The following is a 12,261-nucleotide window of genomic DNA, read 5'->3' as shown; positions in this document are numbered from 1 at the left end:
AAACGATTATGAAACACACCAATCTATGGAACCTGCTCGCAGCAATTATTATCGCATTTGTTCTTGGCATTAGCTGTCATCCAGTCTATTCAGCAGAAATCGACTGGGAAGCGCAAGCAAAAGCAGAATGGATTATCCAACACGGCGACAATCAAGTCACACTAACAGAAGAAGCCGAGCGTTATTTAATGAAACAAACACTAATCATTCAGGAGTTCTATGAAAGTTCAAAAAGAAATAGCTTACACAGCTCGGATAAATAGAAATCCAAGCGGATCGTTTTATGGTGCAATTTATTGTAACGGGGTCTTATCCGAGAAAACATGCAACATGATGAACGAACATGTTGCTGCAATAGCACTAAATAGAAGAATTGATTTTTTAAATCTTGATTTAAAAGAAAAGATTCCAAAAATTAAGGTGTGAATATGAATATGACAGATTCGCAATTAGCAAGAGCTGTTGATATGCGAGATATCGCAATGCTTGATGAAATATGCGATCACGAAATATCAGAAGAGCAGCAAATAGCGCACTTTGAAGAACAAGTGAAACTTGGCAACACTTGTGAGTTTTATTATTTAACCGAGCAGTTATCTAGTGATGACAACTTCTGGTTAGCAATTGGTAGTGGTGCTGATTATCTCAAGATTAGAGATGAGCACATTTTTAACATTGTAGTGAACAAGAAATACTACGAAAAAGAGGATTTTTTAAGATGAAACAAGTCGCAACGCAACAAAATAAACTTCCAAGTGTTAAAGAGTTTTTTGAAAAACCAGTGGTTAAACAAAAAATTCAGGAATTAGTTAATAAAAACGCAGCAACATTTTCTACTAGCGTTCTTCAAATTGTGAACAGTGATTCACGTCTTAAAGGTGCAGAACCAATGACGATCTTTAACGCTGCATGTATGGCTGCAACGCTTAACTTACCACTCCAAAATGGTTTGGGATTTGCGTATATCGTCCCATATAAAAACAATAAAACGAAGAAATACGAAGCACAATTTCAGATTGGCTATAAAGGTTTGATTCAACTTGCACAGCGTTCAGGACAATTTAAACGACTTGTTGCTGTTCCAGTTTATAAAGAACAGCTCATTGAGGAAGATCCAATTAATGGCTATGAATTTGACTGGGGAAAAAAGCCAGCAAATGGTGAGGTTCCCATTGGTTATTACGCTTATTTCAAACTGTTGAATGAGTTCACGGCAGAACTCTATATGACAACCAGCGAGATCAACGAGCACGCAAAACGATATAGCCAGACTTATCGCTCTTACTTGCAGAAAAAAGAGCAAGGGCAATGGGCGACAAGTGTTTGGGCTGATAACTTCGATGCAATGGCACTTAAAACTGTTATGAAGTTATTACTATCAAAACAAGCACCTCTATCTGTTGAAATGCAGAAAGCTGTACTTGCAGATCAGGCTGTTGTTCAAGATGTAGAAAAAGGCGAATTTAATTACACCGACAACAATAACATTCAAGATGCCGAGTTTACGGATTTACAAGTAAGCAGTGAGCAATTTGAACAATGTAAACAAAACATTATCAATGGTGAAACAACATTGCAAGAGCTTTGCGATGGTGGTTTTGACTTTTCAGCCGCACAGTATGACGAATTGGAGCAAATAGAAAATGAACGAAACGGAAATGTACAATCTTAAAGTTAGATGTTCAATGCTCCACCGCTTGATTGGCGAGCCTAAAACAAAGGCTGATAAAGAAGCTGGTAAAATCACAGAAACAGCAAAAAGTGCGGTGCGTGAGATTGTAAAGTTCGATCTGTTTGGTTATGAATCCTTTGAGGGTAATAAATACACTCAAAAAGGCAACGATCTTGAAGAGCAGGCAATTAAATTAAGTGGCTTAAAACGAGGTTTACCACTCAAAAAGAACACCGAACGCAGAGAAAATGACTTAATTACGGGGGAATGTGATATTTACATTCCCTCACGTCGTTTAATCGTTGATACAAAATGTTCTTGGGATATTGGTACACACCCTTTTTTCATTGATGAAGCCGAAGACAAGGCAAAGAAAGCTGGCTATGACATTCAAATGCAAGGTTATATGTGGCTTTGGGATTGTAAAGAGGCACAAATCGACTTCATTCTACTCCCTACTCCACTAGATTTAATCAAAAGCTATGAGAATGCAGAAAAGTTTGTTGATTTGGTTGAACAAATACCGCAGCAGAAACGCATTACAACAGTTGTAGTAAAGCGTGATGAAAAGGTTATTGAAAAGATAAAAGAGCGAATTCCCAAAGCACAGGGTTATTACCAACAGTTAATTAAGGAAATGAGTTAATTATGAGAAAAGGCAGTAGGAAAATATATCAACTTGATGAAGTTAAGCAGCGATTTATGGATAAAGTTGTTAAAAATCCAGATAGTAATTGTTGGGAATGGGTCGGGTCAATCCATAATAATGGGTATGGTCGTTTTAACCCTTTTAGAAGAACAATGTACGCACACAGATTTTCTGCGCTTTTAAAATACGGTTTCATTAGAAATGACCTTGATGTTTGTCATCGGTGTGACAACAGAAGATGTGTTAATCCTGATCACCTTTTTATTGGAACAAGAAAAGAAAATATGATTGATGCTTCAAAAAAAGGTAGAACAACAAAAGGAAGGAGATTTAGAGCAAAATTGACTATTGATGAAGTAATAGAAATAAAGAAAAGAGTTTTGAAAGGCGATAAATCAATAGATATTGCAAATGATTTTAGTGTTTCGCCAAAAGCTATAAATCAAATAATAAACCGAAAAACCTGGAGAGATGTATATGTCAGTTAATAAATGTATTTTTATCGGAAGACTAACTCAAAATCCTGAAATTAGATCTATGCCTAATGGAGATACTGTTGCAAATATATCCCTAGCTTTAAATGAAAGATATAAAACAAAAGATGGCGAAATAAAAGAAACTGTAGAATACATTCGCATTGTGTTCTATCGTCGTCAAGCTGAAATTTGTGAGCAGTATCTTAAAAAAGGCTCTAAAGTTTATGTGGAAGGTAAAATTCAGACACGTAAATGGCAAGATCAGAACGGACAAGAGCGTTATTTAACAGAAATCATTGGTAATAGTCTACAAATGCTAGACAGTCGCCAAGATTCACAAGCTCAAGCTAATGCACAAGCACCACAAAATAATGCTTATGCGAATGCGAAAGCTGGAAAGCCTGTACCGCAACAAGTAGATAACTTTGAAGAAGACAGCATACCATTTTAGAGGTGGGAAATAAGAAAGACACAGAACAACAGCCACTTTAACGAGTGGCTTTTTATTCACTCAACAAACAGTGAGAAAAAATGAAAGAATTTAACTCATCTCTTTTAACAGAAAGAGAAAATAAAATTTTCTCTTTATATTCCGAACAACAAGAAACATATAAATCCATTGCCGGGAAAATGAATATTTCCTCCAATAGAGTTAGACAAATTCTCGTTAGAACCTCTAGACGTATTTGGTCTTTCGTGCGTGATATAAAAGAAGTAGATGAAAGTGAGTTTCCATTTCTTTTTGAGTTGACATTTCATTCCTTGCGAACAATTAAGACAAGCCCAAAAGAGGTTATATTTGAGCTAGATAATCTAGATATTATTGTAAGTGCAATAGGAAAAATAAAAAATATGAAAAATAGAAAACCAGTACAAATTATCAGGGAAAAGGACTTTATCACTGCATTATGTAACGATGGAACAATTTTTAATTATGATTTTTCACTCAATGAATGGATAGAGTTAAAAGAAATTCCACAACCATTACATGATTTAACGCAAGAAATATTACCCAAGAATGCAAAAGCCGAAGAGCTAAAAGCTATTCTAATTCATGATCTTGAATTTACAGTTCGAACAGAAAACTGCTTAAAAGCAGAAGGGATTGTAACAGTTTATGACCTTGTTCAATATGATGAGATTTTTTTGCTTAAAACGCCAAACTTAGGACGAAAATCTCTCAATGAGATTAAAGATGTCTTATCTAATAGAGGATTATCACTAGGAATGCAATTTTAACAATCAGGCCACCACTGCGGTGGCTTTTTTATTGCACAAAGGAAATTAGTATGTTTAAAAAATTACTCAAGCATCTAAAGTCTAAAAGCGATTTAATCGACGAAATTAACGAATTAAAAGGTGTCTTAGATGAAAAATGCAGAGCTTTATTAAAATTACGTGCAGATTCGCAGCATAGAGAAAGCGAACTACTAAAGATGATTGAATTTAAAGATTCTCAAATTGCTGACTTTGAACGCGTTCGTCAGGAAAAAGACGAATACATCAAGCGTTTAAAGATAAAGTGCGGTCAAATGGCACATGAAAATAGAATGAGAAACAAGAAGAAGTCTAAATTTAACAAGAAAGGAATTTAACTATGACAGAAACAGTAACAATCACAAAAGCAGAATATGAAATGTTATTAGCTAATACAAAGAGAATGAATTTTCTTGAGCGTTATCGACCGTCGATGACAAAAGACAGAGAAGAAGAAGGAGTTGAATTTTCAGTTGATACACACGGAATAATTGATACTTTGCGCTACGGTAGCGTAACAGAATGCATTGATGGTGCAATCAATGATATGCGAGAGCTTCAAACAGTATTTTGGGTCGGCAAAGAAACAGAAATATATGCTGCACGTTCACTTGAAGAGTTAGTTTTAGAAAAATGGTTCACTGAAGTAGAAATGGATGAGTACAAACGTGAGGGTACTTGGGGTGTGGTTACTGATTTAGATGAAGAGCTTAATGTCTTCAATGAAGAAACTGGGCTTAAAGAGAAAACAACAATTAAAAAGTTATTGGAAGATTGTGTAAATTTTCCAGACCAATTGCTTGCTAGCTACAATTGAGGTGGGTTATGACAGAAACAGAAAATAAATATTTTTCAATAGACATCTGCAACAATAATAGTATTTCTTTTCACAGCAGCAAAGAAGAAGCTAGAAAAGAGTGCTTGAACTGTGCAGAAGAGCTGCATCAACAATGTGTTGATGATCAAGATATGCAATTTTATGAAAATTGTGTAGATAGTGCGGTTTATGGTCTAGTTCTCGGAAAAGTTGAATCTAAAACAAGAGAACTAAACGAAGAAGAAAAACAGTCTGGTTTGTATGGTGGGATTGATTACATCGTTGAGAAACCAGAAATTGTTGAATATCAGAAAGATGATGGCTGGATTAGTGTAAAAGATAGATTGCCTCAACCAATCGATACATCCACAGAATACAGAAATCAAGAAAACAAAAGTGTAATTTATTACACAGAAGACGATGAGTATTGGTTCATAGGATTTGGTTGGTATGTTTACGGAGATAAAGAAGATTGTGACGGATATCTAATTCCTTACTGGGAATTAGAAGACACTGGACTTACTGAGGTTGACGTAACCCATTGGCAACCACTTCCACCACCACCGACAGAGTGAGAATATTTATGGAAAAAGATTGGATTAAAAATCTTAAAGTTGGCGACACCGTGTATTTTGTAGAAACAGGAGGACGATCAACATTTGATTGTGAAACCGAAGTTCTAAAAATCGGAAGAAAATATGTAACAATTAGAGTGTTTAATCAAGATAGAAAGATCAATTTATCTGATGGGTGTGAAGAAAGTAAATATGGAGCGTTATACGGTAGGATTTATAGAGATAAAAAAGACTACTTGCATGAACTAAAGTTAATAGAATTAAGGTTCGCAGTTAAAAAGAAAATAACATCAAACTACTTTAAATTAACATTAGAAGATGCTGAGGCTATAGATAATATTTTAGATAAATACACAGAATAACCGCAGCAATGTTTATTTGACAACCGCCGCTCTTTGATTTAGGATATAACCACTTTCAACAGAAAGTCGGCAAGCCACAATTAAGTGGCTTTTTTTGTATCTGAAATTCAAGAGTAAACTAAAATGAAATCAGTCAAATCCGAATTAACTAAATTAAAAAATACGATTAATCAGAAAATCAACAAAGAATATGATTGGTTAGATAGCGGAATAACATCTGTTGAAATAATGCAGGAAATAGAGAAAACCTATGCCCTGCTTGATAAATTTGACAATGTTAATAACTCGCTTGAAATAGCCTATGCTAAATATCATTGTCTTAAATTGATTAAACATATTAATTACATTCTTAATAAAAGAAGAGAAACAAAAAAATGGGATAAACGAGATGTGCTATCTTTTATAGCTCATTTAGTAAAACTTCGATTAACAATTCGAGAACTCTATTTCATCGAAATAAAAGGTGAATTAAGAACCGAAGAAGAACGCCAAGCTATTGCAGCAGATATTGCAAAAGTAAAAGCTAATTTAGAAGAGCATATTGCGCTAGAAGAACAATTAGTAGAAGACAAAGAGGAGTTTGAGAATCTAAAAAGTTCATTGGTAATACTCAAAAAATCCTACGATGAAGCACAAGAACAAGCAACTGAAATTGCCGAATGGCACGACCAATCAGATACATTGAGCAGCGATATTTCTAGTTATGCAACAACCGCACAAAATAACCTGACAAAAATCACCACATTGGCTACAACAGCTGAGACCAACAAACCCAAAATAGAAAAATACCACACGGAGATTGAAGAAATGATTAAATTATTCAATAAACAGAAAGAAGAAATTCAAGAAATCATTGAAGATGCCAACCGAGCAAGTATGGCTGGTTCATTTAAAGCGCAGGCTGAAAATATCAACGAAAAAATGAAAAATATTGATAAAATTTTACTTGGTTCACTTATTGCCACTTCTATCATCTCATTTATTAACTATTCAACAAGTCTAAGTACACAAGATAACCTTAATATTTTGCAATTTCTCTCTAAATCTATTGTAACAATTCCATTACTCGTGATTGCGTGGCTAAAGGCTAAAGAACGAGCTTATCTCTTCAGATTAAGAGAGGATTATAACTACAAGTATTCCTCAGCAATGGCATTTGAAGGCTATAAAAAACAAGTGCAAGAACAAGACCCAGCATTACACCAACAACTTTTACAAATTGCGGTAGATAATTTAGGGGTAAATCCAACCAAAGTATTTGAACGCGACCTAAAATCAACCCCACTCGAAACCATTATTGATGGTGTTGGCAAGCGGTTGGATAAAGCCGTGGAAGGTATTAAAGGGCAAGTAAAAGATATCCCACAAAAAACGAAAGAATTGATTGACGAAGAATAAAACCTAATTGACAAACCGCTCTCTTTCGGATTAAGATAACCGCACTATCAAAACACAAGCGGTTATCCGCCCCGACAGAATGCGGTTTTTTTTGTACCCAAAATTTAGGAAATGCCCTAAAACTATGGCGGGTCGAGAGAGCCTAATACAATACCCGAAAGGGAAATAAGCTCCGCCGATCTTGTGTTTGGTAGTTGAAGCCCGCCACCTACTAAGTGGCATTTACTAAAAAACACAAGGTACAAAAATATGTCAAATATCAATTCCTTTAGAAGTCTATCCATCGACACGATAGACGAAATCAACAAACTTACCGAACAAGCCAAATCACTTATCCAAATTGTTTTGAATGATGGAAACGACCTCTCGTGTGGATTTGCATCATCTCAACAAGTTATTACTGGTACGCTCTGGGCAGCTTTAGATCTCGTCTCTCAAATTGACCACCACATTTCTAATGCAAAATAATAGGAATTTTTATATGAACAAACTAATCGTATTAAATAATGAAACTTTAACAATAAGTAGTCGTGAGATTGCTGAATTGCTAGATTTTAAACTTGAAAAAATTTTATTAAAAACTGAACTATTTGAACACCTTCAAACAGGGAAATTATCTTTAAGCAGTGCTTCTCATTTGGCGTTTTGTTTGAATAAAGAGATACAAAACAACATAACTCATATTTATGACACAGCTCTCACATTATGTGCAAATGGGTACCTCTCAAAAAGTAGAGAGATGTCTACCTCAATCTGTTTATTAAAACAAATTACATCCTCTGCTGAAATATGGTTTTCTCATTACCCCACATTATCTCGAGCATTTAATGTTTTAGGAAAGATATTGTTTGAGGTTGATTGTGGATTAATAATGATGACCTCTCCCATACCAAGAAGAAAACAAAACAATATTAGCTATCAGCATAGTGTAGTTTTAAATTAAGGGAGAAGAAAAATGAAAATTCAAAAATTCTTTTATAACAATATTAGTGTCTCATTCAATGAACAACATTATTTGAATGCAACTGAAATAGCCAAACACTTTAACAAACAAGTTAGGGATTATCTAAAAACAACACAAACACAGGATTATCTAAGAGCACTTGCTCAAAATTTAAGCGTTAAGAATATTCTCTTAACGGAAAATGATCTTGTAATCGTCAAACAAGGCGGTATTGAACAAGGTACTTGGTTACATCCAAAATTAGCTGTCAATTTTGCCCGTTGGTTAAGTGCGGATTTTGCTGTTTGGTGTGATTTAAAAATAGATGCCTTAATGAAAGGAGAGGATACTCCTCAATCAGTAGATCCAATGCAAATGCTCAATGACCCACGAACCTTACGTGGATTACTAGACAATTATACTGAAAAAGTTCTGGTATTAGAGCATAAAGTCGAAGAAATGAAACCGACTGTGGCAGCTTTCGATCGCATAGCTACTAAAGCAGAAGGATCAATGTGTATTACTGATTCTGCTAAACACTTAGGTGTAAAACCAAAATTTCTGTTTGATTTCCTATCATCACAAAAGTGGATCTATAAACGACCAGGTAACTCTAATTGGATTGCTTATCAAGATAAACTACAACAACTATTACTTGAACATAAAATCCATGTAGCAATGCGTGATGACGGCACAGAAAAAGTTTGTGAGCGTGTATTAATAACAGCAAAAGGGCTGACAAAACTCGCAAAAATATTTGAATTACAGCAAGCAGCATAAGAAAACCAACCGCACTTTTGTGCGGTTTTTTATTATCTAAAAGAAAGGATTAAAAATGAAAGAATTTAACTTAGAAAAAGCGTTGGCTGGAGAGCCATTTCAATGCAAACGGACAAAGCATAAATTCTATTACTTGGGTGACGCTTCAAAGCTTGGTAGTGAGTTAATCTTTCCAATAGTGCTATATAACGCAACAACTGACGAAACCATAAATATAGCAATAGAACATTTTATTAATGAGAATTATGGAATGTACGAAGAACCACGACCGACAGTAACGCTTACTTTGCCTTGTCCGCTTAAAGAGTTAGAAGAAGGTCAGAAGTTTTGGCGTATCACAATGAATTCAGATCCATTAGGTATAGCTTGGGCGAAGGTAGATGTTGGTATGAGTGTTTTTGATAAGGAAAATGTTTATCATTTAGCACTATTAGATGCTGGTCTAGCATTTAAAAGCGAAGAAGACGCTCAAGCTTGGTTTGATGCTATGAAAAATGCACGGAGATAAGTCAAGAAGTATGATTTTAACAAATCGTTGTATTAAGCCGTCTAGTACGGCTTTTTTATTTTAGAGATCTTAATAATGGAAAAAGCACTGACTATAAAAGAGGTTGTAGAAAAATTAAATATAAGCGAGCCAACAGTTAGAGCGCATTTAAAAGAGTGGGGATTCTTCAAAATGAAAGGCTCGCGAATTTGGCGAGTTTATAAATCTGATCTTGATCGTAATAGGGAAAAAGAAAATAATATCAGCCGACTAGAAGTTAGGATCGGCGATAAGGAGAATAAATGTCGATCTATAAAAAACAAAATGGTATCTGGTGGGTTGATTTCAGAACGCCAAGCGGTCAAAGAGTTAGACACTCTACTCGAACGACTGATAAAAAATCAGCGCAAGAGTACCACGACAAACTTAAGCACGAATCATGGAAGGTCGAAAAGCTAGGTAAAAATCCCGAGAGGACAATAGAGGAAGCTTTTGTTAGGTATCTTGAAGTTTCTCAAGGACAAAAGGATCTCGATACAAAAATACGTCATGTTCAGTATTGGCGTACTGTTTTTGCTGGAAGAAAAATTAGCTCTTTAACAACTGACGATATCCTTAACAATTTACCTACGCATGTTACGCGATCAGGTAAAAAGTTAACACCTGCAACGCAGAATAGGTATCGAACATCAATCATGCGCGTCCTGTCTTTGGCAAGAGAAGCTGGCTGGATTGATTCACTACCCTTTGTCCCTAAAAACAAAGAGCCTAAGGTGAGGGTTCGTTGGATAACAAAAGAAGAAGCTGCACGATTAATTGAAAATTTAAGTGTTGAATGGATGAAGGAAGTCTGCCTGTTTGCGCTTGCAACGGGCGCAAGAATGACGGAAATTCTTTCTTTAACATGGGACAAGATTGATTTTAATCAAAGTATCGCAGTTATTACAAGCGACATAGCTAAATCTGGTAGAGCAAGATCATTACCGTTAAGCACCGAAGCTCTTCATTTATTAAGAAAAAAACGAATCAATAAAACATCTAATATTGTTTTCCATCGCGGAAATGGGAAAAGAATTAGTGAAATTGATCGTGATATTTTTAAACGTGCATTAGAGCGTGCTGAGATAAAAGATTTTCGCTTTCACGATCTAAGGCACACGTGGGCTAGCTGGCATGTTCAGAACGGCACGCCGCTGATGGTTCTTAAAGAACTTGGTGGATGGGAGTCTATCGAGATGGTAAAACGCTATGCTCATTTGAATGCAACCCATCTTTTACAGTACGCTAACGTGGGAACGTTTTGGGAACACTCACAAATCAACATCTCTGGCTTAGTTGCCGAGAATGAGATTCTGGATAATAACCCAGAAAAGAAAAAAGCCGTAAGTTACTGATTTGAAAGGCATAACTTACGACTAATACAACATTCTAGTGGCGGAGGAAGTGAGATTCGAACTCACGGAGGGCGTAAACCCTCGCCGGTTTTCAAGACCGGTGCCTTCAACCACTCGACCATTCCTCCGTAATTAATTTGTAGCAATATAATACAGTTAGTTTATTGAGTAAATCGAAAAATACATGAACCTTGTTTAAAAGCTGATATTTTACTCACTTTGATTTTTATTCAAACAAGACTTTACAAAATTGTTAATTTTTAACATTGACTTTTCATAGACTAACCAGTACTTTATCGCCATCCTGTTATTTTTTATTCCATTTGCAAAGGAGCTTTTACTATGGAATCTCGTATTGTACTTGATAGCAAAGAAACATCCTTACTTAATACACATAAAGTCCTGCGTAATACCTATTTTTTATTAGGTTTAACGCTCACTTTCTCTGCTATTGTTGCTTATATTTCAATGAGCTTAAATTTACCTCGTCCAGGTATTATTTTAATGCTTGCTGGTTTTTACGGTTTACTATTTTTAACCTACAAACTATCCAATAGTGGTTTAGGTATTCTTGCCACTTTTGCCTTTACTGGTTTTTTAGGCTATACACTGGGTCCAATTTTAAATGCCTATGTCAGCCATGGCGCCAGTGATATCGTTGTATTTGCTCTAGCAGGTACTGCAGCAGTATTCTTTGTTTGTTCAGCTTACGTGTTAACCACTAAAAAAGATATGTCATTCCTTTCTGGCACTATCTTTGCACTATTTATCGTGTTAATCTTGGGCATGATCGCGAGTTTCTTCTTCCAATCACCAATGCTCTATATTGCGATCAGTGGTTTGTTTGTTGTTTTCTCCACAATGGGGATTTTGTATGAAACGAGCAATATTATTCATGGTGGAGAGACAAACTATATTCGTGCAACCGTAAGTATCTTTGTTTCACTTTACAACTTATTTGTGAGCTTATTAAATATTTTCTCGATTTTATCGAACGATGATTAACGATTAATTTAATAGGTAAATTTAGCGCCCCATTCTTGGGGCGTTTTGCTATAATAAGCTCAATTAAAGTGCGGTCAATTTTTTACAAGAAATGATAGAAGTTAATAATATACAAATTGAAACTGATCCATATGGTTATTTATTAGATCTGAATCAATGGACAGAAGATGTTGCAATTGCTATTGCAAAATTAGAAAACATTCAATTAACAGAAGCTCACTGGGAAGTCATCTACTTTGTACGCCATTTTTATCAAGAATATAAAACTTCACCAGCAATCCGTATGTTAGTAAAAGCAATGGCACAAAAGCTAGGGGAAGAAAAAGGAAACAGTCGTTATTTACAACGACTTTTTCCTGAAGGACCTGCGAAGCAAGCTACTAAGCTTGCAGGATTACCTAAACCAGCAAAATGTTTATAAATCAAAATGTTAAAAATAAACAATT

General features: G+C 35.3%; 19 protein-coding genes, 1 tRNA gene and 2 pseudogenes. 21 read left to right on the top strand and 1 reads right to left on the bottom strand.

Translation table 11 applies throughout. The annotated features are described in order from the left end of the window. Positions 1 to 8 precede the first annotated feature (8 nt). The 19 genes and pseudogenes from ACFSAV_RS07320 to ACFSAV_RS07230 all read left to right on the top strand — a co-directional run bounded on the left by ACFSAV_RS07320 (position 9) and on the right by ACFSAV_RS07230 (position 10,810). Positions 9 to 263 carry a hypothetical protein gene (locus ACFSAV_RS07320; RefSeq protein WP_379097933.1) on the top strand — a complete coding sequence of 85 codons (255 nt, stop codon included), beginning with the start codon at positions 9 to 11 and terminating at the stop codon, positions 261 to 263. A gap of 165 nt (positions 264 to 428) precedes the next feature. Next, entirely contained in the window at positions 429 to 722 is a 294-nt protein-coding gene (locus ACFSAV_RS07315; protein ID WP_379097930.1) for a hypothetical protein, read from the top strand. Further along, positions 719 to 1,672 carry a recombinase RecT gene (locus ACFSAV_RS07310; protein ID WP_379097927.1) on the top strand — a complete coding sequence of 318 codons (954 nt, stop codon included), beginning with the start codon at positions 719 to 721 and terminating at the stop codon, positions 1,670 to 1,672. The genes ACFSAV_RS07315 and ACFSAV_RS07310 overlap by 4 nt, the downstream gene beginning before the upstream one ends. Then, positions 1,644 to 2,318 (top strand): translocation protein TolB precursor, encoded by a 675-nt coding sequence (locus ACFSAV_RS07305; protein ID WP_379097924.1) that lies wholly within the window; start codon positions 1,644 to 1,646, stop codon positions 2,316 to 2,318. The genes ACFSAV_RS07310 and ACFSAV_RS07305 overlap by 29 nt, the downstream gene beginning before the upstream one ends. Before the next feature lie 2 nt (positions 2,319 to 2,320). Then, positions 2,321 to 2,809 carry an HNH endonuclease signature motif containing protein gene (locus tag ACFSAV_RS07300; RefSeq protein WP_379097921.1) on the top strand — a complete coding sequence of 163 codons (489 nt, stop codon included), beginning with the start codon at positions 2,321 to 2,323 and terminating at the stop codon, positions 2,807 to 2,809. 49 nt (positions 2,810 to 2,858) lie between these two features. Continuing rightward, positions 2,859 to 3,248: a single-stranded DNA-binding protein gene (ssb, locus tag ACFSAV_RS07295; protein WP_379097918.1), complete on the top strand. Its 390-nt coding sequence runs from the start codon at positions 2,859 to 2,861 to the stop codon at positions 3,246 to 3,248. 80 nt (positions 3,249 to 3,328) lie between these two features. Continuing rightward, positions 3,329 to 3,469, top strand: a pseudogene (locus tag ACFSAV_RS07290) (sigma factor-like helix-turn-helix DNA-binding protein); the annotation flags it as partial. A 180-nt stretch (positions 3,470 to 3,649) separates the two neighbouring features. Further along, complete coding sequence (locus ACFSAV_RS11770; protein WP_126417794.1) at positions 3,650 to 4,036, top strand: DNA-directed RNA polymerase subunit alpha C-terminal domain-containing protein; 387 nt, start codon at positions 3,650 to 3,652, stop codon at positions 4,034 to 4,036. A gap of 50 nt (positions 4,037 to 4,086) precedes the next feature. Then, a complete protein-coding gene (locus tag ACFSAV_RS07280; protein ID WP_316727350.1) occupies positions 4,087 to 4,392 on the top strand; it encodes a hypothetical protein in 306 nt (101 codons plus the stop codon). Between the two features lie 2 nt (positions 4,393 to 4,394). After that, a complete protein-coding gene (locus ACFSAV_RS07275; RefSeq protein ID WP_379097915.1) occupies positions 4,395 to 4,871 on the top strand; it encodes a hypothetical protein in 477 nt (158 codons plus the stop codon). A gap of 8 nt (positions 4,872 to 4,879) precedes the next feature. Beyond that, a complete protein-coding gene (locus tag ACFSAV_RS07270; RefSeq protein ID WP_379097912.1) occupies positions 4,880 to 5,446 on the top strand; it encodes a DUF551 domain-containing protein in 567 nt (188 codons plus the stop codon). 8 nt (positions 5,447 to 5,454) lie between these two features. Beyond that, positions 5,455 to 5,808, top strand: a complete 354-nt coding sequence (locus ACFSAV_RS07265) for a beta barrel domain-containing protein (protein ID WP_379097908.1) — start codon at positions 5,455 to 5,457, stop codon at positions 5,806 to 5,808. Positions 5,809 to 5,931: 123 nt separating this feature from the next. After that, positions 5,932 to 7,206, top strand: a complete 1,275-nt coding sequence (locus ACFSAV_RS07260; RefSeq protein WP_379097905.1) for a hypothetical protein — start codon at positions 5,932 to 5,934, stop codon at positions 7,204 to 7,206. 249 nt (positions 7,207 to 7,455) lie between these two features. Further along, positions 7,456 to 7,674 carry a hypothetical protein gene (locus ACFSAV_RS07255; protein ID WP_046338488.1) on the top strand — a complete coding sequence of 73 codons (219 nt, stop codon included), beginning with the start codon at positions 7,456 to 7,458 and terminating at the stop codon, positions 7,672 to 7,674. Between the two features lie 13 nt (positions 7,675 to 7,687). Then, complete coding sequence (locus tag ACFSAV_RS07250) at positions 7,688 to 8,149, top strand: hypothetical protein (RefSeq protein WP_379097902.1); 462 nt, start codon at positions 7,688 to 7,690, stop codon at positions 8,147 to 8,149. Between the two features lie 12 nt (positions 8,150 to 8,161). Further along, on the top strand, positions 8,162 to 8,929 hold the full coding sequence (locus ACFSAV_RS07245; protein WP_379097900.1) for a phage antirepressor KilAC domain-containing protein: 768 nt from the start codon (positions 8,162 to 8,164) through the stop codon (positions 8,927 to 8,929). 55 nt (positions 8,930 to 8,984) lie between these two features. After that, the gene (locus ACFSAV_RS07240; protein ID WP_379097897.1) at positions 8,985 to 9,437 is read left to right on the top strand and encodes a hypothetical protein; all 453 of its coding nucleotides are present in this window, start codon (positions 8,985 to 8,987) and stop codon (positions 9,435 to 9,437) included. Positions 9,438 to 9,512: 75 nt separating this feature from the next. After that, a pseudogene (locus tag ACFSAV_RS07235) lies at positions 9,513 to 9,656 on the top strand (helix-turn-helix domain-containing protein); the annotation flags it as partial. 62 nt (positions 9,657 to 9,718) lie between these two features. Continuing rightward, a complete protein-coding gene (locus ACFSAV_RS07230; RefSeq protein WP_379097894.1) occupies positions 9,719 to 10,810 on the top strand; it encodes a tyrosine-type recombinase/integrase in 1,092 nt (363 codons plus the stop codon). Positions 10,811 to 10,848: 38 nt separating this feature from the next. Here the strand turns inward: ACFSAV_RS07230 and ACFSAV_RS07225 are convergent. Continuing rightward, positions 10,849 to 10,938 (bottom strand) — tRNA-Ser (locus ACFSAV_RS07225). A 214-nt stretch (positions 10,939 to 11,152) separates the two neighbouring features. Between ACFSAV_RS07225 and ACFSAV_RS07220 the strand changes: the two genes are divergently transcribed. After that, positions 11,153 to 11,815 (top strand): Bax inhibitor-1 family protein, encoded by a 663-nt coding sequence (locus ACFSAV_RS07220; RefSeq protein ID WP_101775818.1) that lies wholly within the window; start codon positions 11,153 to 11,155, stop codon positions 11,813 to 11,815. A 91-nt stretch (positions 11,816 to 11,906) separates the two neighbouring features. Then, positions 11,907 to 12,236, top strand: coding sequence for a TusE/DsrC/DsvC family sulfur relay protein (locus ACFSAV_RS07215; protein ID WP_101775817.1), 330 nt, complete (start codon positions 11,907 to 11,909; stop codon positions 12,234 to 12,236). The last annotated feature ends 25 nt before the right edge of the window (positions 12,237 to 12,261 follow it).

The organism is Pasteurella oralis, assembly GCF_042681465.1.
GTDB classification, from domain to species: Bacteria; Pseudomonadota; Gammaproteobacteria; order Enterobacterales; family Pasteurellaceae; genus Pasteurella; species Pasteurella oralis.
This window is presented reverse-complemented; position numbering and strand designations above follow the sequence as displayed.

Excerpts from the sequence above, each read along its gene's own strand:
- ACFSAV_RS07255 (WP_046338488.1), top strand. The coding sequence starts at position 7,456 with ATGTCAAATATCAATTCCTTTAGAAGTCTATCCATCGACACGATAGAC.
- ACFSAV_RS07300 (WP_379097921.1), top strand. The coding sequence starts at position 2,321 with ATGAGAAAAGGCAGTAGGAAAATATATCAACTTGATGAAGTTAAGCAG.
- ssb (WP_379097918.1), top strand. The coding sequence starts at position 2,859 with ATGCCTAATGGAGATACTGTTGCAAATATATCCCTAGCTTTAAATGAA.
- ACFSAV_RS07280 (WP_316727350.1), top strand. The coding sequence starts at position 4,087 with ATGTTTAAAAAATTACTCAAGCATCTAAAGTCTAAAAGCGATTTAATC.
- ACFSAV_RS11770 (WP_126417794.1), top strand. The coding sequence starts at position 3,650 with ATGAAAAATAGAAAACCAGTACAAATTATCAGGGAAAAGGACTTTATC.
- ACFSAV_RS07310 (WP_379097927.1), top strand. The coding sequence starts at position 719 with ATGAAACAAGTCGCAACGCAACAAAATAAACTTCCAAGTGTTAAAGAG.
- ACFSAV_RS07230 (WP_379097894.1), top strand. The coding sequence starts at position 9,719 with ATGTCGATCTATAAAAAACAAAATGGTATCTGGTGGGTTGATTTCAGA.
- ACFSAV_RS07260 (WP_379097905.1), top strand. The coding sequence starts at position 5,932 with ATGAAATCAGTCAAATCCGAATTAACTAAATTAAAAAATACGATTAAT.
- ACFSAV_RS07305 (WP_379097924.1), top strand. The coding sequence starts at position 1,644 with ATGAACGAAACGGAAATGTACAATCTTAAAGTTAGATGTTCAATGCTC.
- ACFSAV_RS07250 (WP_379097902.1), top strand. The coding sequence starts at position 7,688 with ATGAACAAACTAATCGTATTAAATAATGAAACTTTAACAATAAGTAGT.
- ACFSAV_RS07275 (WP_379097915.1), top strand. The coding sequence starts at position 4,395 with ATGACAGAAACAGTAACAATCACAAAAGCAGAATATGAAATGTTATTA.
- ACFSAV_RS07320 (WP_379097933.1), top strand. The coding sequence starts at position 9 with ATGAAACACACCAATCTATGGAACCTGCTCGCAGCAATTATTATCGCA.
- ACFSAV_RS07240 (WP_379097897.1), top strand. The coding sequence starts at position 8,985 with ATGAAAGAATTTAACTTAGAAAAAGCGTTGGCTGGAGAGCCATTTCAA.
- ACFSAV_RS07265 (WP_379097908.1), top strand. The coding sequence starts at position 5,455 with ATGGAAAAAGATTGGATTAAAAATCTTAAAGTTGGCGACACCGTGTAT.
- ACFSAV_RS07270 (WP_379097912.1), top strand. The coding sequence starts at position 4,880 with ATGACAGAAACAGAAAATAAATATTTTTCAATAGACATCTGCAACAAT.
- ACFSAV_RS07315 (WP_379097930.1), top strand. The coding sequence starts at position 429 with ATGAATATGACAGATTCGCAATTAGCAAGAGCTGTTGATATGCGAGAT.
- ACFSAV_RS07220 (WP_101775818.1), top strand. The coding sequence starts at position 11,153 with ATGGAATCTCGTATTGTACTTGATAGCAAAGAAACATCCTTACTTAAT.
- ACFSAV_RS07245 (WP_379097900.1), top strand. The coding sequence starts at position 8,162 with ATGAAAATTCAAAAATTCTTTTATAACAATATTAGTGTCTCATTCAAT.
- ACFSAV_RS07215 (WP_101775817.1), top strand. The coding sequence starts at position 11,907 with ATGATAGAAGTTAATAATATACAAATTGAAACTGATCCATATGGTTAT.